This is a genomic window from Paraburkholderia sp. BL23I1N1, assembly GCF_003610295.1.
Classification (GTDB): Bacteria; Pseudomonadota; Gammaproteobacteria; order Burkholderiales; family Burkholderiaceae; genus Paraburkholderia.
This window is the reverse complement of the sequence record NZ_RAPV01000003.1, coordinates 155,794-177,301: the sequence shown is the minus strand read 5'-3', so window position 1 is coordinate 177,301 and position 21,508 is coordinate 155,794. Positions and strand designations below refer to the sequence as shown.

23 protein-coding genes are annotated in these 21,508 nt (G+C 62.1%); 15 read left to right on the top strand and 8 right to left on the bottom strand.

Annotated elements, in window-relative coordinates:
- The first annotated feature begins 45 nt into the window (after nt 1–45).
- From B0G76_RS40005 to B0G76_RS39970, 7 genes are all read left to right on the top strand, one after another.
- Nucleotides 46–1,500, top strand: a complete 1,455-nt coding sequence (locus B0G76_RS40005) for a PLP-dependent aminotransferase family protein (protein WP_120298243.1) — start codon at nt 46–48, stop codon at nt 1,498–1,500.
- 78 nt (nt 1,501–1,578) lie between these two features.
- Nucleotides 1,579–3,477, top strand: coding sequence for a molecular chaperone HtpG (gene htpG, locus B0G76_RS40000; RefSeq protein ID WP_120298242.1), 1,899 nt, complete (start codon nt 1,579–1,581; stop codon nt 3,475–3,477).
- Between the two features lie 744 nt (nt 3,478–4,221).
- The gene (locus B0G76_RS39995) at nt 4,222–4,746 is read left to right on the top strand and encodes a hypothetical protein (protein WP_120298431.1); all 525 of its coding nucleotides are present in this window, start codon (nt 4,222–4,224) and stop codon (nt 4,744–4,746) included.
- Nucleotides 4,747–4,755: 9 nt separating this feature from the next.
- Complete coding sequence (locus B0G76_RS44680) at nt 4,756–5,049, top strand: hypothetical protein (RefSeq protein ID WP_310793978.1); 294 nt, start codon at nt 4,756–4,758, stop codon at nt 5,047–5,049.
- A 73-nt stretch (nt 5,050–5,122) separates the two neighbouring features.
- Complete coding sequence (locus tag B0G76_RS39985) at nt 5,123–5,377, top strand: type II toxin-antitoxin system Phd/YefM family antitoxin (RefSeq protein ID WP_120298430.1); 255 nt, start codon at nt 5,123–5,125, stop codon at nt 5,375–5,377.
- Nucleotides 5,378–5,384: 7 nt separating this feature from the next.
- Nucleotides 5,385–5,789, top strand: coding sequence for a type II toxin-antitoxin system VapC family toxin (locus tag B0G76_RS39980; RefSeq protein ID WP_120298241.1), 405 nt, complete (start codon nt 5,385–5,387; stop codon nt 5,787–5,789).
- Nucleotides 5,790–6,213: 424 nt separating this feature from the next.
- Nucleotides 6,214–6,948, top strand: coding sequence for an IS6 family transposase (locus B0G76_RS39970; RefSeq protein WP_120298240.1), 735 nt, complete (start codon nt 6,214–6,216; stop codon nt 6,946–6,948).
- Nucleotides 6,949–7,166: 218 nt separating this feature from the next.
- Here the strand turns inward: B0G76_RS39970 and B0G76_RS39965 are convergent, their stop codons facing one another.
- On the bottom strand, nt 7,167–7,673 hold the full coding sequence (locus B0G76_RS39965) for an OmpA family protein (RefSeq protein WP_120298239.1): 507 nt from the start codon (nt 7,671–7,673) through the stop codon (nt 7,167–7,169).
- A 244-nt stretch (nt 7,674–7,917) separates the two neighbouring features.
- On the opposite strand from B0G76_RS39965, the gene B0G76_RS39960 reads away from it, so the two are divergent.
- From B0G76_RS39960 to B0G76_RS39935, 6 genes are all read left to right on the top strand, one after another.
- On the top strand, nt 7,918–8,670 hold the full coding sequence (locus B0G76_RS39960) for a chorismate lyase (protein WP_120298238.1): 753 nt from the start codon (nt 7,918–7,920) through the stop codon (nt 8,668–8,670).
- Nucleotides 8,670–9,143, top strand: coding sequence for a DNA-deoxyinosine glycosylase (locus B0G76_RS39955; RefSeq protein WP_120298237.1), 474 nt, complete (start codon nt 8,670–8,672; stop codon nt 9,141–9,143). Before B0G76_RS39960 ends, B0G76_RS39955 begins: the two co-directional genes overlap by 1 nt.
- A complete protein-coding gene (locus tag B0G76_RS39950) occupies nt 9,140–10,066 on the top strand; it encodes a spermidine synthase (RefSeq protein WP_120298236.1) in 927 nt (308 codons plus the stop codon). Before B0G76_RS39955 ends, B0G76_RS39950 begins: the two co-directional genes overlap by 4 nt.
- Nucleotides 10,067–10,488: 422 nt before the next feature.
- Nucleotides 10,489–10,737: a DUF3311 domain-containing protein gene (locus B0G76_RS39945; protein WP_120298235.1), complete on the top strand. Its 249-nt coding sequence runs from the start codon at nt 10,489–10,491 to the stop codon at nt 10,735–10,737.
- Complete coding sequence (gene mctP / locus B0G76_RS39940; protein WP_120298234.1) at nt 10,737–12,299, top strand: monocarboxylate uptake permease MctP; 1,563 nt, start codon at nt 10,737–10,739, stop codon at nt 12,297–12,299. Before B0G76_RS39945 ends, mctP begins: the two co-directional genes overlap by 1 nt.
- Nucleotides 12,300–12,436: 137 nt before the next feature.
- Nucleotides 12,437–13,561 (top strand): FUSC family protein, encoded by a 1,125-nt coding sequence (locus B0G76_RS39935; protein WP_183082319.1) that lies wholly within the window; start codon nt 12,437–12,439, stop codon nt 13,559–13,561.
- A 93-nt stretch (nt 13,562–13,654) separates the two neighbouring features.
- Here B0G76_RS39935 and B0G76_RS39930 read toward each other — a convergent pair whose 3' ends face one another.
- The 5 genes from B0G76_RS39930 to B0G76_RS39910 all read right to left on the bottom strand — a co-directional run bounded on the left by B0G76_RS39930 (nt 13,655) and on the right by B0G76_RS39910 (nt 18,881).
- On the bottom strand, nt 13,655–14,068 hold the full coding sequence (locus tag B0G76_RS39930; RefSeq protein WP_120298232.1) for a VOC family protein: 414 nt from the start codon (nt 14,066–14,068) through the stop codon (nt 13,655–13,657).
- Nucleotides 14,069–14,325: 257 nt separating this feature from the next.
- The gene (gene tal, locus B0G76_RS39925) at nt 14,326–15,279 is read right to left on the bottom strand and encodes a transaldolase (RefSeq protein ID WP_120298231.1); all 954 of its coding nucleotides are present in this window, start codon (nt 15,277–15,279) and stop codon (nt 14,326–14,328) included.
- A 173-nt stretch (nt 15,280–15,452) separates the two neighbouring features.
- Nucleotides 15,453–16,673 carry a benzoate/H(+) symporter BenE family transporter gene (locus tag B0G76_RS39920; protein WP_120298230.1) on the bottom strand — a complete coding sequence of 407 codons (1,221 nt, stop codon included), beginning with the start codon at nt 16,671–16,673 and terminating at the stop codon, nt 15,453–15,455.
- A gap of 52 nt (nt 16,674–16,725) precedes the next feature.
- Nucleotides 16,726–17,901, bottom strand: coding sequence for a VWA domain-containing protein (locus B0G76_RS39915; RefSeq protein WP_120298229.1), 1,176 nt, complete (start codon nt 17,899–17,901; stop codon nt 16,726–16,728).
- Nucleotides 17,902–18,038: 137 nt separating this feature from the next.
- Nucleotides 18,039–18,881, bottom strand: coding sequence for a MoxR family ATPase (locus B0G76_RS39910; protein WP_012432267.1), 843 nt, complete (start codon nt 18,879–18,881; stop codon nt 18,039–18,041).
- A gap of 447 nt (nt 18,882–19,328) precedes the next feature.
- Between B0G76_RS39910 and B0G76_RS39905 the strand changes: the two genes are divergently transcribed.
- Together B0G76_RS39905 and B0G76_RS39900 are read left to right on the top strand one after the other, a co-directional pair.
- On the top strand, nt 19,329–19,697 hold the full coding sequence (locus tag B0G76_RS39905) for a c-type cytochrome (RefSeq protein WP_120298228.1): 369 nt from the start codon (nt 19,329–19,331) through the stop codon (nt 19,695–19,697).
- A gap of 59 nt (nt 19,698–19,756) precedes the next feature.
- Nucleotides 19,757–20,140, top strand: coding sequence for a c-type cytochrome (locus B0G76_RS39900; protein WP_120298227.1), 384 nt, complete (start codon nt 19,757–19,759; stop codon nt 20,138–20,140).
- 189 nt (nt 20,141–20,329) lie between these two features.
- On the opposite strand, the gene B0G76_RS39890 is transcribed toward B0G76_RS39900, so the two are convergent.
- Nucleotides 20,330–20,764, bottom strand: a complete 435-nt coding sequence (locus B0G76_RS39890; protein ID WP_120298225.1) for a DUF1841 family protein — start codon at nt 20,762–20,764, stop codon at nt 20,330–20,332.
- Nucleotides 20,765–20,860: 96 nt separating this feature from the next.
- Nucleotides 20,861–21,505 (bottom strand): endonuclease III, encoded by a 645-nt coding sequence (nth, locus tag B0G76_RS39885; protein WP_120298224.1) that lies wholly within the window; start codon nt 21,503–21,505, stop codon nt 20,861–20,863.
- Nucleotides 21,506–21,508: the final 3 nt, after the last annotated feature.

Here is a 21,508-nt window from a genome sequence, read left to right as displayed (position 1 = left end):
ACGGTACAATCGACTCGATACCGTTCGGTACAGTTGGAGCCCGTTATGTCCGTCCCGCTTGCCCAGATTCCCACTCCTCACGATACGGCGTCGCTGACGCTGGTCGAGCAGCTTGTTCAGTGGGCATGCCGCCGCATTGAGGAGCGCGTGTTCCGTCCCGGCATGCGCATGCCGTCGATCCGCAAACTGGCATTGGACAAGGGCGTGTCGCGTTTCACCGTGGTCGAGGCGTACGAGCGGCTGGTGGCGCAGGGCTATCTGGAGTCGCGGCGCGGTTCCGGTTTCTATGTGCGCGAACGATTGGGCGGTGCGCCGACGGCTGAGATCCGCACCATTGCCGCCGCGGCGCCCGCGCCGGCCACGATCGACGTCGTGTGGCTGCTGCGCAATATGCTGCATACGGGCGCGCGCCCCGAGCGCAGCCCGGGTCTGGGCTACCTGCCGGGACGTTGGCTCGACGGCGACCTGATCACCAACGCGCTGCGTACGCTCGGCCGGCAAAGCGGGGCGCAGATGCTCGGCATCGGCACGCCGCAGGGCTTTTTGCCGCTGCGCCAGCAGTTGCAGACGCGGCTGGAGGAGTTGGAAATCGGCGCGTCGCCGGATCAGATCGTCATGGTCTCCGGCATTACCCAGGCCATTGACCTGATTTCGCGGATTTACGTGAAGCCGGGCGACGCGGTGATCGTCGGCGATCCGGCCTGGTTCCAGATGTTCGGGCGTTTCGCGTCGCAAGGCGCGCGGCTGGTCGGCATGCCGTACACGCCGGATGGGCCGGACCTCGACGCGCTCGAGTCGCTCGTCGAGACCTGGCGGCCGAAAATGCTGGTGATCAATTCGGTGCTGCAAAATCCGACCGGCACGTCGCTCACGGCCGCGCAGGCGTTCCGCATTTTGCGGCTTGCCGAAGCGTATGACTTCATCGTCGTCGAAGACGATATTTACGGCGATCTGTGCCCGCCGGCCCACCCGGGCGCGCGGCTCGCGAGCCTCGACCAGTTGAAGCGCGTGATCTATCTAAGCAGCTTTTCGAAAACGCTCGCGCCCAATCTGCGCGTGGGTTTTATCGCCTGCGCGCCGGAGGTGGCGAGAGCCGTCAGTGATCAGAAAATGCTGGTCGGCATGACGAGTCCCGAACTGAACGAGCGTGTGCTCTACAAGATTCTCACCGAGGGCCACTATCGCCGGCATGTCGAGCGGCTGCGCGCGCGGCTGGACGGCGTGCGCGAAAAATCCGTGCGGATGCTCGAGAAGACCGGCATGAAGCTGTTCCTGACGCCCACCGCCGGCATGTTCCTGTGGGCCGACACCGGCGTCGACGCAAGCGCGCTCGCGGCTGCGGGCCACGAAGACGGCTTCCTGCTGACGCCCGGGAGCCTGTTTTCTCCGCAGCAATCGCCCACTACGTGGATGCGCTTCAATATCGCCAATTGCGGCGATCCTGAACTGTCGACGTTCCTGTGCCGTTATCTGGACAGCATCGCAAGACGCGCCTCTTGAAACCGCGCCGCTTTGCCCCAAATTACGCGGGCGATGTTTAACCCTATTCGTCATTCGTAACAGAGAGGAAGTCCGACCATGGCACAAGAAACCATGAGCTTTCAGGCAGAAGTTAAACAACTTCTGCACCTGATGATCCATTCGCTGTACAGCAACAAGGAAATCTTTCTGCGCGAGCTGATTTCGAATGCGTCCGACGCGGCCGACAAGCTGCGCTTCGAGGCGATCGAAAACAGCGCGCTGTACGAAAACGATCCGAATCTGCGGATTCGCGTCTCGTACGACAAGGCCGCGCGCACCATCACGCTCGACGACAACGGCATTGGCATGAGCCGCGACGAAGCGATCGCCAACCTCGGTACGATCGCGCGCTCGGGCACCAAGGAATTCTTCGGCAAGCTCTCCGGCGACCAGCAGAAAGATGCGGCACTGATCGGCCAGTTCGGCGTGGGTTTTTACTCGGGCTTTATCGTCGCGGACAAGATCACGGTCGAGACGCGCCGCGCCGGTTTGCCGGCCTCGGAAGGTGTCCGCTGGGAAAGCGCGGGCGAGGGCGATTTCGCGGTGGAGCAGATTGAGCGCGCCGCGCGCGGCACGACCATCACGCTGCATCTGCGTGCCGATGAAGACGAACTGCTGTCGTCGCACCGTCTGAAGTCGATCATCCAGAAGTATTCGGATCACGTCGCGCTGCCCATTCTGATGGCGAAGGAAGAGTGGGACGCCGAAAAGAGCGAGATGGTCACGAAGGACGAAGACGAGACCGTCAACCAGGCGAGCGCGCTGTGGACCCGTTCGAAGAACGACATCACGGAAGAACAGTACAAGCAGTTCTACCAGCACCTTTCGCATGACCACCAGGATCCGCTGACGTGGACGCATAACCGCGTCGAAGGCCGCAGCGAATATACGCAACTGCTGTACGTGCCGACGCATGCGCCGTTCGACATGTTCAACCGCGATCATCGCGCGGGGCTGAAGCTGTACGTGAAGCGCGTGTTCATCATGGACGACGCCGAACAGCTGCTGCCGGGGTATCTGCGTTTCGTGAAGGGTGTGGTCGATTCGGCGGATCTGCCGTTGAACGTGTCGCGTGAAATCCTGCAGGAAAGCCGCGATGTGAAGGCGATCCGCGAAGGCGTGACCAAGCGGTCGCTATCGATGCTCGAAGAGCTGGCCAACTCGGAGAACGACGCCGACCGCGAAAAGTACGCCGGCTTCTGGAAGGAATTCGGTCAGGCGCTGAAGGAAGGCATCGGCGAAGACTTCGCCAATCGCGAGCGTATTGCAAAGCTGGTGCGTTTTGCGTCGACCCATACGGAATCGCCGGAGCAGACCGTGTCGCTCGCCGACTACGTCGCGCGGATGAAGCCCGAGCAATCGAAGATCTACTACGTGACCGCCGACACCTGGCAGGCCGCGACCCACAGCCCGCACCTGGAAGTGTTCCGCAAGAAGGGCGTGGAAGTGCTGCTGCTGACAGACCGCGTCGATGAATGGATGCTGTCGTTCCTGAACGAATTCGACGGCAAGCTGCTGCAAAGCGTCGCGCGCGGCGATCTCGATCTGGGCGCGCTGAACGACGAAGAAAAGCAGGCGCAAGAAAAGGTCAGCGAGGAGTTCAAGCCGCTCGTTGAGAAGATGAAAGAAGCGCTGAAGGACAAGGCCAAAGACGTGCGTTTGACGTTCCGCCTGACCGACTCACCGTCTTGCCTCGTGGCTGACGACGGCGAAATGAGCGGCTATCTGCAACGTATGCTGAAGGCCGCCGGCCAGAGCGCGCCGTCGTTCCATCCGATCCTTGAAGTGAATCCGGAGCACGCGCTGGTCAAGGGCCTGCATGCGGAGAGCGCGAACTTCGACGATTGGTGCCATCTGCTGTTCGATCAGGCACTGCTTGCTGAAGGCGGCGCGCTGGAAGATCCGGCGAGCTTTGTGAAGCGTACCAACGCGTTGTTGCTGATGCGTGCGGGCTGAGTTTTCGCGTATCGAATTGAGCTTTGACCGGCGTCGCTTTGACGCTTGTGATTGAAAAATGTGCTGCCTTGGCAGCACATTTTTTTTGCCCTGTGCCTCCTGCCTTGTTGCCGACTGCGCAAGCGTAAAAGCGGCGAGTATCGAGATTGATTTGTGAGATGCCAAAACGCGCATTTGGCTTATGCTGCTGCGATCGGAATTCGGATGCTTACCTCGTGCGTACCGGCGTGCGTCAAGGTGGTCACATGAAGCGCAAACTGCGCGCGTTAGAAATGCACTTTGGTGGACCAATGAAATGCGCTCCACCTGCGAGCCGGAGAACAGGCGAAAGTGCATCGCCGGCGCACGGCGGATACGAGGACGTGGCTAGCGCCGTGCGTAACACAAGGCGAAAGAAAAGCGTGATGCGCACGTAAAGATGGCGAACGATTGGCAAACCTCACGCGTTTAGGGTGTCACAAGGACGTGCAAGCAGGTTGTCCTAACGGCGTCGGCCTCGCGGCGACAAGCTCTCCACGATTAGCGCAGATCGCCTGCGCAATGACGATGAATGGCAATGCGTCGGGGCGGAAGCGTTGCGTGCCTGCGACATGTGGAAAAAGTGCGTTATTCCCCCGTGTTCCCATGTGTCTCTTGAGTTCCTACGGTGCCTTGCGGCGCACCAGGACGGCGTTGACAGGTGCGTTATGCGTGAGCAGGATGGTGCGCAGGCGGTGTGTGCCGATATATGCGCTGGAGGTGGCGATGCCTGTTGCCAGGGTCTATGCGAAATCGCGATGGGAGGTGTTGGCCCGGACGCTCGATGCGCTGCGGGAAAAACCGGAGGCCGAACGCGGCCTGAGTGTTCGCGACGCGATGAAAGATATGCGTGGCCATATCCGTACGGCACAGACAAAGGGCTACACGCTGGAGCAGATCGCGGAGCAGGCAAGGCAGGCGGGCATCGATATCACGGCTGGAACGATCCGTTACGCGCTGCGTCCTGCGGGAAAGGGACACAGCGCAGGCAATACGGCACATCCGGCGACAAAGACGCCTGCGCAGGGCACGGTTATGGCATTGTCCCGCGCACATGGAGTGGCGCAGGGCGGTGCGTTGCGCGTGAACAGCCCACACACTGAGGGGCATACAGGCGGACGTACCGAGGGGCGCACGGAAGGCCGCAATGAAGCGCGTCCGCATGGGGGAGAGGCAGAAGTCAAACCGCAACCCATGCCGGTGCAGGGTTCGCTTGCATTTGCGATCAAACCAGATACCGACGACCTGTAAAGGACGGCAATGGCAACAACTCTCAACCCCGTCTATCTGATAGGCGGAAGCAAAGGCGGCGTGGGCAAAAGCATCGTTGCGCTGGCGCTGGCCGATCACCCGCAATGGCGCGATGCGACCGCGCGATCAGGCCTCGGCCCTCGCCCGCCGGGCACTCCCTCCGTGCTGGCGGCCTTTTTTTGGAACGCTGATTTGCGCAACGATGGTTCTGGCCATTCGGTAGGCCGTGATTCGGCCCAGCCAGCAGGATGCGGCGAGGCTAGTTCACGCTGTCGTGTTCGACAAAAACATTCTGCGAACTGAGACTTCCGTAACCCTTGCGTTTTGGCGATCACACGAATAAACTAGTTATATGACTAGTTATTGGAGGTTCGTCATGCACACTTGGCCTGTACAAGACGCGAAAGCCCGTTTCAGCGAGCTACTTGATGCCTGTGTCAGTGAGGGGCCACAGGTAGTGACCCGTCGCGGCGCAGAAACGGCCGTGCTGGTGCCTATCGCGGAATGGAAACGGCTCAATGACGCTGCACGTCCCTCGCTGAAGGCCTTGCTGTTGTCCGATGTCGGCCGTGGTGACTTTGACCTTCCACGGCGCGGACGGGCGAAGCGTCGCTCAACTATTGCTCTGTAAGGCCGCCGTGTTTCTTCTTGATACTAATGTTGTTTCGGAGCTTCGCAAGATACGCCCGCATGGAGCCGTCGTGTCATGGCTCGAAAGCATTGCGGACGCCGACATGTATCTTTCTGCCGTGACGCTCGGCGAAATTCAGGCGGACATCGAAATCACGCGAGAGCAGGATGCCGACAAGGCATCGGCAATAGAAGCGTGGGCCGATCTGGTCAGCACAACCTACAATGTCTTGCCCATGGATGCTGCGACCTTCCGGCTCTGGGCAAAGCTGATGCATCGTCAGTCGAACACGGTCTATGAAGACGCGATGATCGCGGCCAGCGCGCTGACACACAACCTCACCGTCGCGACGAGAAACGTTCGTGATTTTGAACGCTTTGACGTACCGGTGTTCAATCCATTCGGGAAATGAGTCTGCCAATCGGTTATGGCGCGGTGCCGTCTCGACTGTGTAGTCGTGGCCGCATTCTCGATGAGTGTCGTTCCTGGCCGGCAGAATCAGGCTGCGGTAACTGCTTGTCTGGTCAGCGACCGCGCGCAGCACGGCACCGCACTTTCATCGTTCGTGGTTGAGGACCGCCTCGCCACGAGGCCCTTCTCGCAGCACCCAGCTATCCGCACGTCGCGCTGGCCTTTCTCGATCAACTGCGCCTGCGGGCCGGTGCAATAGTCGGCCTTGACGTCGAGCCGGTCGCCTGGTGATGCAATCCCAAGCCACGGCCACACTGCACGCTCGCCGAGTTGTTGGCCGCCTCGACCTGTTCGCAGCCCCCATCCGGCCGAAGAACGCGAACGGGCGTTGTCACGGTAACGGGTCGGGCTGGTAGAGTAATGCGATGAAGACAACCATGTCGCTGTACCATCGCCATCGATTCCCGGGTGCCGTTATCAGTTGCGCCGTTCGCTGGTATTTCCGGTTTCAATTGAGCCTGCGCGACATTGAAGAGTTGCTGTTCGAGCGCGGTGTAATCGTCAGCTATGAAACAGTGCGGCGCTGGTGCGACAAATTCGGCGCTGGCTTCTCGCATCGCGTCAAGGCTGCTCGTCGCAAGCCGGGCACCACGTGGCATCTGGATGAGGTGTTTGTGACGCTACGCGGTGAGCCTTATCTACTTTGGCGGGCAGTCGATCAGCATGGCGCCGGACTTGATATCCTGCTGCAGAAGCGGCGCGACAAGGCTGCGGCGAAACGATTCTTCAAACGTGTCCTGGTGGCTTGTCCTGAGGTGCCGCGCAAGATTGTCACTGACCGGTTGCGCAGCTATCCGGCGGCGAAGGCCGAGATCCCTGAACTGGCAAACGTGAAGCACGTTTTCGTCAAAGCCAGCGCCCGAGTGAACAACCGGGCCGAAAATAGTCATCAACCCACGCGAGAACGCGAGCGCCGCATGCGTGGTTTCCGCGATCCTGAACGCACGCAAGCGTTCCTGTCGAATTTCGGACCGATCCGGCAGCACTTCGCACTGAAGCGACATCTACTACGTGCCTCGCTCCACCGCAAACAACTCGGCGATCGCTTTGCCGCATGGCATCGTTTCACCGAGCTTAGCCAAAATCCGTCCGGTTTTTGAGAAAAGCTCCGTTCATCGCACTACTGCGACGCGAACACTTTAATGTGACAACGCCGTCAGCGCGCCTGTTCAGGCAGCGGGAGCTGGGCCGATGGGATACGGTGCTTGATGATGTGCAGACCGCGCTGCGCGACTACGTGGAAGTTTGAAATCGGGCGCTGGGAGCGCCCGATTGGTCACCCGAGATTGCTGGCGACCGGGTAGTTAACGCCTGCTATTTATTGCTTTCCCATCAGCGTATCCATCGTTTCGCCGCGCACGACAATTTCCGTGCGCCGGTTCAGCGCGCGCCCTTCGGCCGTATCGTTGCTGGCGACGGGGTTGTTGTACGCGTTGCCCTTTGTCCGGATCCGGTCCATCGCCACGCCGCGTGCCACGAGCGCATAACCTACCGCAGTGGCGCGCTCTTCGGAAAGCTGCTTGTTATAGTCGAGCGTGCCGACGTTGTCGGTATAGCCCTCGACCAGCATCGGCTTCTTGCTGCGCTTGAGCAGAACGGCGGAGCGATTGACCACAGCCGCTGCATCGCCGCGCACTTCTGATTTACCGAACTCGAACAGCGCGGTTTCGGGCAGCTTGACTGAGACACCGTTAGCGACTGACGTCACTTCGATGCCAACGGCCTTGTTCAACGATGTTTCTTTATCGCGATTCAGCGGCGCCGCGCAACCTGCCACCAGCAGGACGGACATGGCGCACACCGTTACGCTCAGGACTGTTCTCATATTTTCTCTTTCTCCTTCGGAACTCGATCACATGGCACGCCTTTCGATCGCAGGCGAACCGTCGACTTTTGTAATGCACGGAGGTTGTATCGCGCGTCGCGGGCCAGGGAGAATCGGAACACTCTGAAATCGGCGTCTGATTGAAACAGGTCAGCATCCGAATCGCTGTCAATCGAATTTCCTGACGGAAGGAGGGTAAGGGCTTGGCAATCCTCCGACGGCGTCGCCGTTATAATCCGACACCATGCCTATCCGTTTCGATGCCGCTGACGCCCACTGGCGCGTCGCGCCCTTGCCCGGCTTTAGCGCCGCCCAGAAAGACTGGTTGACCCGCGGTGGATCGCTGACCGCGCATCTGCGCACGCTCGGCGAAGTCGCCGTGCGCGTGACGCGTGAAGCCGTCGCGTTGCCATGGGCGGACGAGTACGCCGCGCTCGGGCTCGTGCCGCGCGCACCGGTGTGGGTGCGGGAAGTGGTGCTCTCGGTGGACGGCGTGCCGTTTGTCGCCGCGCACAGTGTGGCGCCGCTGGCGGCGAGCGTCGGCGTGTGGCAGGCCACGCGCCGGCTGCGCACCCGGCCGCTCGCCGAGTTGCTCTACAGCGATAGCAGCGTCGCGCGTTCGTCGCTGGTAAGTCGCAGACTGACGGCTCGTCATCCGCTGTACGGGCTGGCGGTGCTTGAAATCGATGGCATGCCGCCACACGCGCTGGTTGCGCGCCGCTCGGTGTTCGAGCGTCACGGCGCGCCGCTGATGGTGACGGAATGCATGCTGCCCGCGCTGTGGACGCATCTGGCGTCTGCGGCGAGTACACGGTCGGCGCACCCGGCGTCCGCGCACGCGCCGCAGCGTCCGCATATGCGGGAGCATGGCCGGCCGCTCGAGCATACGGCGTCGCGTGCTCATGGTGTGTCGCGTGCCGAGCAGGAACACCTTTCTGAGCGGGCGGCGCGTGAATCCGCGCACACGCCGGCATCCGACATCAAGGTGAAGCGCTGATGCTGCGCGGCTTTCCTCCCGTTGTCGCGGCGGATACGCACACGCTGGTTCTCGGCAGCTTTCCCGGCGAGGCGTCGCTTGTGGCGACGCAGTATTACGCGCATCCGCGCAATCAATTCTGGCGTTTGCTCGGCACGGTGCTCGACGAACCGCTTCCCGAACTCCCCTATGAAGAGCGGCTCAGGCGTTTGTTATCGCACGGTATCGGCGTGTGGGACGTGCTCGCCGCCTGCGAGCGCGAAGGCAGTCTCGACGCCGCGATCCGCAACGCCAGTCCCAACGATTTCGCTTCGTTGCGTGCCCACGCGCCGAAGCTTGCCAAAGTCTGCTTCAACGGCAAGTCGGCGGGCCGCTTTGCGCCGGTGATCGGTGAAGCCGGCTACGCCACCCTCGTATTGCCTTCGTCGAGTCCGGCGAATGCTATGCTCTCGTTCGACCAAAAATTGCGTCTCTGGCGCGACATCCTTACATGACGAAATTGATCAAGCGCGCCTCGGCTGAAGCACGTGCTTTCCGCAACAAGAACGCTGACGGCGGCGACCACACGCTGAACAAACAGAAAGTAGTGCGCAACAAAAAGCGCGCGCCGCACGACGACGACGACCTGCACAACGCGCCGCAAATCGAAACGCCGCGCAAGCCGCGATTCGCACCGGTCACATTCTCGGAAGAGGGCGGCGTGCGCTTCCTGCACTTCGGCACGGAATGGGTGCAAGGCGCGATGCGCCTGCGCAAGCCGGATCACATCGAACTCGAATACGCAGAGCAGATGATGGCCTGGCTGCTGTTCATCGAAACCCCTAAGCGCATCGTCCAGCTCGGTCTCGGCGCAGCCGCGCTGACCAAGTTTGCACACCGCTTCCTGAAGCGCGCGAAAGTGGACGCGGTCGAAGTGAACCCGGCCGTGGTCGTGGCCGCGCGCACGATGTTCGAACTGCCGCACGACGACGCGCGTCTGACCGTGCACGAAATGGACGCCTGGGACTTCGTCAACGACCGCGCCAACCACGGCACGATCGGCGCGCTGCAGATCGACGTGTACGATGCGACCGCGCGCGGCCCGGTGCTCGATAGCGTCGGCTTTTACCGTGCGGTGCGCGCGTGTCTGACCGACGCCGGCGTGGTGACGATCAACCTGTTCGGTGACCATCCAAGTTTCGTGCGCAACATGAAGCGTCTGAATGAAGCGTTCGACGGCCGCGTGGTCGCGCTGCCGGAAGTGCATGACGGCAACCGCATCGCAATCGCATTCTCGGGTCCGGCGCTCGACGTGCCGTTCCCAGCGCTGCAGGCGCGCGCAAAGCTGATCGAAGCGGAACTCGGCTTGCCGGCGCGCAAGTGGATCAAGGGTCTGCAGGAATCGACCGGTCAGAACGGCGGTTCGTTCTCGATCTGATGAGTGAAGCAGTCGGGCCGGGCAAGCCGGCTCGACTGCGGCAGGATTGAAAAGGCCGCCGCCGTTGCGCCCACGCGACGGTCGCCAACGCATCAACGCCACGACCCATCGCGCATCGCACAGCTGGTTCGCGATTCGCCCAGGGGCTCCACGGGCGAGCCCAGCATCGGTCATCCGGCCTCAGCCCGCTGCCGCACCGAGCGTCCCGCGATGCGTCGAAGCAGTATCCCACCCGCGTCGAAGCCCCGTCCCACGAGCCTCCAGGCCATCGTCCCGCCTCGGGTCGGCCCTGCTTGACCGGACGTTAAACGCTCTTATACTCTTTCGAAGCTTTCGGGGACCCCGTGGCCTACCTGCGACGAGGGATCCACCACCCGTCAAAACACGGGCCAACATTTCAATAATAGGGAAGAGGAGACGTCATGGCTCACGACGCCGACGCGAACAAAGCCAGCAAGCACTGGCTCTGGTTGCTGCTGTTGCCCTGGATCGCAATGATCTGGGTGCCGTCATATAACAAGGTCGAACCGCAGCTGTTCGATTTTCCGTTCTTCTACTGGTATCAGCTCCTCTGGGTGCTGATCAGCGCGATCATCACGGCGCTCGTGTACTTCAAGACCAGGACCCGCTCATCGGGCAACCCGGGCAGCTCGCAAGGGGGCGCACAATAATGAACGCCACCGCAACTTTCGTCTTCGTCCTGTTTTTCATCGGCGTCACCATTCTTGGCTTTGTCGCGGCCCATTGGCGCAAAGGCGACCTGGCCCATCTGGAAGAGTGGGGCCTCGGCGGCCGGCGCTTCGGCACGATCGTCACGTGGTTCCTGCTGGGCGGCGACCTGTACACCGCCTACACCTTCATCGCCGTGCCGGCGCTGGTGTTCGGTGCGGGCGCAACAGGCTTCTTCGCGCTGCCGTATACGATCCTGATCTATCCGTTCGCGTTCGTGGTGTTCCCGAAACTGTGGAGCATCGCCAAACGTCAAGGCTACGTGACATCGGCCGACTTCGTCTCGGCTCGCTATGGCAGCCGCATGCTGGCGCTGGCGATCGCCGTGACCGGCATTGTCGCGACGATGCCGTACATCGCGCTGCAACTGGTCGGTATCGAAGTAGTGATCGGCGCGTTGGGTTTCGACACCAAGGGCTTCGTCGGCGATCTGCCGCTGATCATCGCGTTCGCGATTCTGGCGGCGTACACGTACACGTCGGGCCTGCGCGCACCGGCCATGATCGCGGTCGTCAAGGATGTACTGATCTATGTCGTGATCTTTGCCGCGATCATTGTGATTCCGCCGCAACTGGGCGGCTTTGGCCACATCTTCAGCGTGGTGCCGCCGGCCAAGCTGCTGCTGAAAGCGCCGGACGTGTCGAGCCTGAACGGCTACAGCGCGTACGCAACGCTTGCGGTCGGCTCGGCGCTCGCGCTGTTCCTGTACCCGCACTCGATCACCGCGGTGCTGTCGTCGAAGTCGGGTAACACGATCCGCCGCAACATGGCGATGCTGCCGGCTTACTCGCTGGTGCTCGGCCTGCTCGCACTGCTGGGCTTCATGGCTCTGGCGTCGGGCGTGAAGGACATGCCGGAATTCGCGCCGTACTTCAAGGCGTTCGGCCCGAACTTCGCGGTGCCGGCGCTGTTCCTGCACTTCTTCCCGTCGTGGTTCGTCGGCGTGGCGTTCGCGGCGATCGGTATCGGCGCGCTGGTGCCGGCGGCGATCATGTCGATTGCGGCCGCGAACCTGTACACGCGCAATATCCACAAGGAGTTCGTGAACCGCAACATGTCGCATGAGCAGGAGACCAACGTCGCCAAACTGGTGTCGCTGATCGTCAAGGTCGGCGCGGTCGCGTTCATTCTCGGTTTGCCGCTTACGTACGCGATTCAGCTGCAATTGCTGGGCGGTATCTGGATCATCCAGACGCTGCCGGCCATCGTGCTGGGTCTCTACACGCGCATGCTCGACTACCGCGGCCTCCTGATCGGCTGGGCGGTTGGTATCGCAACCGGCACGTGGATGGCGATATCGCTGAAGCTGGCGAGCTCGATCTTCACGATCCACCTGTTCGGTATGGCGATCCCCGGCTACGCGGCGGTGTGGTCGCTGATCGTCAACCTGGTGGTTGCGGTGGTGGTGAGCCTGCTCGTGCGGTTGTTCGGCATGCAGCGCGCCGAGGACCGCACCCGTCCGGAAGACTATCTGGATGTGGTCGAAGGCGAAGTCAGCCGCTGAATTAGCCGCTAAATCAGCTTTTCTGTTCCGCCTGGAAAAGCAACGCCCGCAGACAAAAGTCTGCGGGCGTTTGTCTTTCCGGGGCACCCCAGGGCACGATAGCGGAACTGTCCTAAAAAGCGCCCGTCGCGCGAGCCATGGCTTCTGCCGATTCCCCTCACGTGATCGCCCGCCGCTCGGCCATTAGCCGCATGGTGCGCACGATCACGTCGCCGTACTACCGCTATCGCCACGCGAAGATGCTGCATAGCCTGCGCGTGGGCGTTGCGATGCTGGTGTCGATTCTCGCGACCACCGGTATCAACATTCCTCACGGCATCTGGTCGTCGGTGACCCTGCTGGTGGTGATCGGTGGCTTGCAGCATCACGGCAATATCCGCAAGAAAGCCGCCGACCGGGCGGCGGGGACGCTGCTCGGCGCGACGATCGGGCTCCTGCTGATCCTGCAGCAGAATTTGCTGGGCTCGCTGCCGCTCACTTATGTGCTGATGGCGATCGTCGCGGGGGTCTGCGCATGGTTCGCGATCGGTTCGTCGGGGTATATCGGTCTGCTGACGGCGATCACAATGTGCATCGTGGCGGGCCATGGCGACAATCTGATCGACGTCGGCCTATGGCGCACGCTGAATGTGCTGATCGGCATCGTGATCGCGCTGGCGTTTTCGTTCGCGTTGCCGCTGCACGCGACCTATTCGTGGCGCTATGGGCTCGCCGCCAATCTGCGCGCCTGCGCGCAGATCTACACCCGTTTGCTGCAAGGGGAGACGATCAGCGAGGAAGAACAGGTCAAACGCTTTCTCGCGATCAACAAGCGGCTGGTTCAGTTGCGCTCGCTGATGCCTTCGGTGGCGAAGGAGATCGATGTGCCGCAAGCCAGGCTCGAGGAGATCCAGCGGCTGCATCGCTCGGTGCTCAGTTCGCTGGAATTGCTGGCGACCGGCCCGCTGATGCGCGCCGACGCCGCGGCGCGCGCGGCGTATGCACGGGAATGCGGCGCCGAGGTGCGCGCCGTGCGCGCCATTCTGCTGGCGATGGCGCGCGGCCTGCGCTTTGGCCGCGCGACGAACGTCCGCATTCCGGCCGCGTCGCCGCTCGCCGAGGCGCATCGCGACGCGGCGCTTGAATTGCCGCCCGATTTGCAAGGGCCGTATTGGCTTGGGCAGCGGCTTGCCGAACAGGTGGACCGGTTACGCGCTTTGCTGCTGGAGACCGAGCCGAACTGGAACATCGAGCGGCATTCGCGCACCTTGCTGAAGGCTTAGGGCGGAACGCTCAGGGCGGCGCGCTCGTTCCCGGCCGGCCGCCGGCCGCTGCGACTGCAACTGCGGCAACCGGACTGGCCTCGCATGCCGGGCTTACTCTTCCGGCACCGTCACCATCCAGGCGAGACCGAAGCGGTCCGTCACCATGCCGAAGCCTTTGCTCCAGAAGGTGGCCTGAAACGGCATCATGACCTGTCCGCCATCGGCGAGCGCATTGAAGTATTTTTCGGCCGATGCGGCGTCGTCGGCCGTGAGCGACAGGCTGAAGCCGCTGAAGGTGGCTTGGGGATCGCAGTGACCGTCGGAAGCCATCCAGTTGGTCGAGCCGAGCTTGACCGTGGCGTGCATGATCTTTTCTTCCAGACCAGGGCGCGGCGAATTCTGCGGGTCCGGCGGCGCGTCCTTGTAGCGCATCATGAGCAACACTTCGGCGCCGAGTTTCTCGCCGTAATACTTGAGCGCTTCTTCACAGCGGCCGTTGAAAAATACGTAAGGCTGAACGTACATGATCGTCTCCCGGAATAGGGCCTGTGGCGCCGCGTTCCTTCGGCGCATGGCAGCGAGGGAATGGGCGTGCAGACGATTGTAGTCGTCGGTTGGGGCAGCAATTGTGACTTTATTTTGCAAGGGACCGCGTCGCGGGGTCGCATCGGATATGCGGCTGTAAACGGCGCGTGGCCCTGAACCGGAAGGCTCAGGGCCACGTATCCAGGCACAGACGTGAGCCCACGTACGACCGCGTATTTCAGCGGCGAAGACGAAACTTAACGCAGCGCTTCAATCAGCTTTTCCAGCTTGACGGCGTCTGCCGCGAATGCGCGGATGCCTTCGGCGAGCTTTTCGGTCGCCATGGCTTCGTCATTGACGAGGAAACGGAACGACGATTCGTCGACCGGCACGCGTTCGATGTCCGCACTCTTGCCCATTTCAGGCGACAGCTTGCGCTCGACCGTTTCGGTGCTCTCCTGCAGTTTTTGCAGCAGATCCGGGCTGATGGTCAGCAGATCGCAGCCGGCCAGTTCCAGAATCTGACCCGGGGTGCGGAAGCTCGCGCCCATCACCTCGGTCTTGTAGCCGAACTTCTTGTAGTACGCGTAAATGCGGCGCACCGATTTGACGCCGGGATCGTTGGCGCCGCCGTCTTTCGCTTCGTCCCACGCGCTGCCGGCGTTCTTCTTGTACCAGTCGTAGATGCGGCCGACGAAGGGCGAGATCAGTTGCGCGCCCGCTTCGGCACAGGCGGCGGCCTGCGCGAGCGAGAACAGCAGCGTCATATTGCAGTGGATGCCTTCCTTTTGCAGCACTTCGGCGGCGCGGACGCCTTCCCACGTGGAGGCCAGCTTGATCAGCACGCGTTCGCGGCCGATGCCGTGGTCTTTGTACAGGGCGATCAGCTCGCGGCCTTTGGCGATCGACGCTTCGGTATCGAACGACAGGCGCGCGTCCACTTCGGTCGACACGCGACCCGGGATGATCTTGAGAATTTCGGTGCCGAAGGCAATCAGCAACTGGTCGATGATCGCGCCAACCGGCTTCGACGCGTGAGCTTTCACGGTCTTTTCGAGCAGCGGCTTGTAGTCGTCTTTCTGGACGGCCTTCAGAATCAGCGACGGATTGGTGGTCGCGTCCTGCGGCTTGTACTGGGCAAGCTGCTGGAAGTCGCCGGTATCGGCCACGACGGTGGTGTATTGCTTGAGTTGATCGAGTGCGGTTGTCATGTTCGAGCCTTCATGGCGCGCGTGCGCCGTGGTTCAGGAGAAATGAGGTCGCCACCGGACGGAAACGACAAAACAGTGCCGGTGGCCGCGGGTCACGCTGCAGCGTTTGCCCGTCATGTTGCTGTGGAATTCTGACGGAAAGCGCTGCCGGATGCTTCTATTCTATGGCGGATTCAGGCGCGCCAGGCGTTCAGCACCAGTTGTGTCAGCACGCCCGCCACCAGTCCCCAGAACGCCGAGCCGATCGACAGCAGCGTGAGCCCCGAGGCCGTCACCATGAACGTGACCAGCGCCGCCTCGCGCTGCCGCGTATCCTGCATCGCGTTGGCGAGGCCGCTCATGATCGAGCCGAACAGCGCCAGCGCCGCGACGGAGACTACCAGCGCCTTCGGCAACGCAGCGAACAGCGCGGCGATGGTCGCGCCGAAAATCCCGGCGATCAGATAGAAAATGCCGCACCAGACCGCTGCGGTGTAACGCTTGTCGCGGTTTTCGTGCGCTTCGGGGCCGGTACAGATCGCCGCCGTAATCGCCGCAAGATTGATGCCGTGCGAGCCGAACGGCGCGAGCAGCAGCGAGGCGATGCCCGTTGTCGAAATCAGCGGCGCGGAAGGCGTGGTGTAGCCGTCGGCGCGCAACACGGCGATGCCCGGCACGTTCTGCGAGGCCATCGCGACGACAAATAGCGGAATGCCGATGCTGATGCTCGCCGCGACCGAAAACGCCGGCATCGTAAACACCGGATGCGCGAGCGCGACGTGAAAGCGGCTGAAGTCGAGCAGCCCGAGCCCACCGGCGGCAGCCGTGCCGACGATCAGCGTCGTCACGATCGCATAGCGCGGCGCGAGGCGTTTGACGATCAGATAGGCGAAGAACATCGTCAGCACGAGCGCGGTCTGGAACTGCGCCGCGCGGAAAATCTCGATGCCGATCTCGAACAGAATGCCCGCCAGCAACGCCGAGGCGATGCCGGCCGGGATTTTCCTCATCAGCGTATCGAACCAGCCGGTCAGACCGACCACCGTCAGCAACACCGCGCAGACGATGAACGCGCCGATCGCCTCAGGGTAGGCCACATTTGGCAGCGACGACACCAGCAGCGCCGCACCGGGCGTCGACCATGCAATCACGATCGGCGCGCGAAAGCGCAGCGAGAGGCCGATCGTGCAAACAGCCATGCCGATCGACAACGCCCAGATCCAGGACGAAATCTGCGCATCGGTGAGATGGGCGGCCTGGCCGGCCTGGAACATCAGCACGAGCGAGCTGGTGTAGCCCGTCATCATCGCGACGAAGCCGGCGACGAGGGCCGACAGCGACGTGTCGGCAAACGGTCTGAGCCGCCCGGTGTGTGCGTCGGCAGGGGACAAATCGGGCGAGGAAGACGGATTCATGCAGCAGCTTTCTTATAGTTGGTGTGAAAACGGGAGTGAAAACGCGATCTGATTATTTGCTCAGCATACGCATCGCCGTTTCGAGTCCGGCGAGGGTGAGCGGATACATGCGGTGGCCGAGCACTTCCCGGATCGCGCTGACCGACTGCCGGTACGCCCACAAACCTTCCGGCTCCGGGTTGAGCCACGCGTAGTGCGGGAAATGATCGGCGAGGCGGCGCAGCCAGACGGCGCCGGCTTCGGCGTTGTTGTATTCGACCGAGCCGCTCGGTTGCAGCACTTCATAGGGGCTCATGGTCGCGTCGCCGACGAAGATCAGCTTGTAGTCGGGCGTGAACTTGTGCAGCAGGTCCCACGTCGGCATGCGCTCGGCGTGACGGCGGCGATTGTTCTTCCACAGAAAGTCGTACACGCAGTTGTGGAAGTAATAGAACTCGAGATGCTTGAATTCGGCCTTGGCGGCGGAAAAGAGTTCTTCGGTGCGTTTGATGTGATCGTCCATCGAGCCGCCCACGTCGAGCAGCATCAGCACTTTGACCTTGTTGTGCCGCTCCGGCACCATCTTCAGATCGAGCCAGCCGGCGTTCGCGGCGGTGCTGCGAATCGTGTCGGGCAGGTCGAGCTCTTCGGCCGCGCCTTCGCGGGCGAAACGGCGCAGGCGGCGCAGCGCGATCTTGATGTTGCGCGTGCCGATTTCGACCTGGTCGTCGTAGTCGCGATAGGCGCGCGCTTCCCACACCTTCACCGCCGTGCGATTGCCCGCCGCGTCGCCGCCGATGCGCACGCCCTCGGGGTTATAGCCGCCGTTGCCGAACGGCGAGGTGCCGCCCGTGCCGATCCACTTGCTGCCGCCTTCGTGGCGCTCTTTCTGTTCGTCGAACAGCTCCTTCAGGCGCTCCATCAGCTTGTCGAGGCCGCCCATCGCCTCGATCTGCGCTTTCTCTTCGGGCGACAGATCGCGTTGCAGCTTCTTCTTGAGCCAGTCGAGCGGGACGTCGAAGGCGAGCTCCGAGGCCTTCGCGACGCCTTTGAAATAAGCGCCGAACGCCTGGTCGAACTTGTCGAAATACTGCTCGTCCTTGACCAGCGTGATGCGCGCGAGATAGTAGAAATCGTCGAGCGACGGCGCGATCACATTGGCCTTCAGCGCCTCGAGCAGCGTCAGGTATTCCTTCACCGACACCGGCAGTTTGGCGGCGCGCAGCGAATAAAAAAAATTGATCAGCATGCTGTTTCCTCTGCGGCGGCCGCTTTCAGGCGTTGCACGCTCGCCAACGGCGGGTCGGTCCGGTTTCCGGCCAGGCTGTTTTCAATCCGGCTGGTCCGGCTTGCGGCTGTGATTCATGCGGGCCGTCTGCCGGGGTCTTAACGGTTATTGCGGTTCATGAAGATCAGCCGTTCGAACAGGCTGACGTCCTGTTCGTTCTTCAGGAGCGCGCCGTGCAGCGGCGGGATGATCTGCTTCTGGTCGGACGAGCGCAGCGCTTCAGGCGGAATGTCTTCGGCGAGCAGCAGCTTCAGCCAGTCGAGCAATTCCGACGTGGACGGTTTCTTCTTCAGGCCCGCGACGTTGCGCAATTCGAAGAAGCTCTGCATGGCCGCGGCGAGCAGTTCCTTCTTGATGCCGGGATAGTGCACTTCGACGATCTGCTGCATCGTCACCGGGTCGGGGAATTTGATGTAGTGGAAAAAGCAGCGGCGCAGGAACGCGTCGGGCAGCTCTTTCTCGTTGTTCGACGTGATGATCACGAGCGGGCGCTGTTTTGCGCGGATCAGCTCGTGAGTTTCGTACACGTAGAACTCCATGCGGTCGAGTTCGCGCAGCAGATCGTTCGGAAATTCGATGTCGGCCTTGTCGATCTCGTCGATCAGAAGCACCGTTTGCTCGTCCGACTCGAACGCCTGCCACAACACGCCCTTGACGATGTAGTTGCGGATGTCCTTGACGCGCTCGTCGCCGAGCTGCGAATCGCGCAGGCGCGACACCGCGTCGTACTCGTACAGGCCTTGCTGGGCCTTGGTGGTGGACTTGATATGCCATTGCAGCAGCGGCATGCCGAGCGCGGCGGCGACTTCTTCGGCGAGCATCGTTTTGCCGGTGCCGGGTTCACCCTTGATCAGCAACGGGCGCTTCAGCGTCATCGCGGCGTTGACCGCGAGCTTGAGGTCGTCGGTGGCGACGTACTGCGATGAGCCTTCAAAACGCATGGCGAGATGCTCTTTTTTGGGAAAAAACCCAGTATAAGTCAGAAGGCCTGTTGCGCTGAAACAGGCTCGCGTATGGTTTCACCCGCGGTGTCGGACGCCGAAGCGAGTGCCGCTCCCGGGGCTCGCGAGCGGCCCGTACATGCCTGGCGTGCCCGGTGGGCGGGCGCGCCGGGCATGTCGGGCAAGCTGGGCGAGCTGGGCAAGTACCGGCAGGATCGCGGCGGTCGGCACAAAGCCATGCGGAACAGGCGCGGTGGAGCAATAATGGCGCTCGCCGTGGCTTTGCGGCGGCCGGATGCGCCGCTGGCCCCGCGCGGTGGACGTTCGGCGCGGCGTCGCGGTACAATTAGCCCGATTTTTTTGGCCTGCGTGGCTACCCTATAAGAATAACGGCGCGGGCCGTTGCCTTTTCGGGCGCCCGTTTCCCCTCAAGCCAGGTTACATGCTATGAATAAATTCGTCGGCAAACACGTCGTGATCGCAGCGCTGTCGGTGCTCGCGGGCTATGCGGCCAGTGCGCAGGCAGCGGATGTCGTCGGCAACGCGAAGGCGGGCCAAGGCAAGGTCGCGATGTGTATTGGCTGCCACGGCATCCCTGAATACCGCACGGCTTACCCTGAGGTCTACCGCGTGCCCATGCTCGGCGGCCAGAATCAGGCGTACATCGAGAACGCCATGCACGCCTACAAGAAGGGCGACCGCCATTTCGAAACGATGCGCGCGATCACCACGTCGCTATCGGATCAGGACATCGCCGACATCGCTGCCTACTACGCAGCGCAAAATTCCTCTTCGAAGAGCAATCCCGACAAGTGATCGGCTGCGGTCATCCATCTGGTCACTCGGCTATTTATATTCGCGGGATAGGAGAATTCATGAATAAGCCCCAACAGGCACTCCGTACGGTGTTCAAGGCTGCATGCGCGTCGGCGGCAGTCATCGGTCTGTTTGCAGCGAACGTCGCGCACGCCGCTGACGCCGGTAACGGCAAGGTGCTGGCGGACAACCACAACTGCGCGGCTTGCCACGGCGTCAACCTGAACAAGCCGGTGAGCCCGGAATATCCGAAGCTCGCCGGTCAGCACGCCGATTATGTTTACTGGGCGCTGCGGCAGTATCAGATGGGCAATGGCAACCCGCACCTCGGTCGCAACAATGCGATCATGCAGGCGCAGGTGCAAAGCCTGTCGCAAGGCGACATGAAGGACATCGCGGCTTACGTCGAATCGCTGAACGGCGATCTCGTGCAGAAGAAATAACCGCGCCGCGCGGTTTTTGCATTGCTTGCAGATTGAACAACACCCCGCCTTGGCGGGGTGTTGTGCTTTTGGGCTCGGCTTGGGTGTGGGAGCGGATGCGGGCGGTATGCTGACCGCTGAGACCGCTGAGACCGCTGAGACCGCTGAGACCGCTGAGACCGCTGAGACCGCTGAGACCGCCCAGCCGCGTCAATCCCGCGTGGCGCGTTGCTCGATGCGCTGCAAGTAGGCGTCGGTGTCCGGCGGGGTGCCAGTGCGCTGTGCTTCCCAGATGGTTTCGCCGAGGCAGTCCATGATCGCGTGCTGCGCCTCGTGGGTCGAGCCGAGACGGGCGGCGAGCCGTTCATGCGCCGCGCGGATGCCCGGCGGCTGGTCGATCGACAACTGTTCGGTGATTGCCAGATGCATCGACAGATGCAGGAACGGGTTGGTCTGACCGCGCTCGGGCGAATAGTCCTGAGCCTGGGCAGCTTCCGTGTTGGTTAGATCGGCGTGATATTCCGGATGCTCGACGATCCAGTCGGCAGCGATCGCTTCGAGCGGCGTCAGAATCTCGCCTTGACGCTGTTTGCGCCAGGTGTCGGTGAAAAATTGGCGGACTTCGTCGCGGCTGGGATTGAACATCGTGGGAGCGGGGCGGTTAGTGTGGGGCGCTTGGGACTTGCGCGCAGGGCGTCATTTTACGCCGGGGCGCCGCGGCTTGCTGGCGGCGCGCCGCCCTCAAAGATCCGGCGGCGGCGTTTTGGGCTTGAATTCGCACAATGGCTCGATCACGCAATGCCAGCATTCCGGCCGGCGTGCTTTGCATACGTAGCGGCCGTGCAGAATCAGCCAGTGGTGGGCATCCTGTTTGAATTCGGCAGGCGTGAATTTCTCCAGCGCGACCTCAACCGCGCGCACGTCTTTGCCGGGCGCGAGCCCGGTTCGATTCGCAACCCGAAAGATGTGCGTATCGACGGCGATGGTCGGGTGGCCGAACGCCGTATTCAGGATCACGTTCGCCGTTTTGCGGCCGACCCCCGGCAAGCTTTCGAGCGCCTCACGATCCTCCGGCACTTTGCCGCCGTACTGGTCGAGCAGAATGCGGCAGGTTGCGATCACATTCTTTGCCTTGGTCCGATACAGGCCGATGGTCTTGATATAGCCGGCCACCCCTTCTTCGCCGAGATCGAATACCTTCTGTGGCGTGTTCGCGACCGGGAACATCTTGCGCATCGCCTTGTTCACCGAAACGTCGGTAGCCTGTGCCGACAGCAGCACGGCAATCAGCAGTTCGAACGGTGTGGTGTACTCGAGCTCGGTGGTGGGATGCGGATTGAGACTCTGAAGCGTCTCGTAGATGGCGCGGCGTTTGTTCGCGTTCATGCG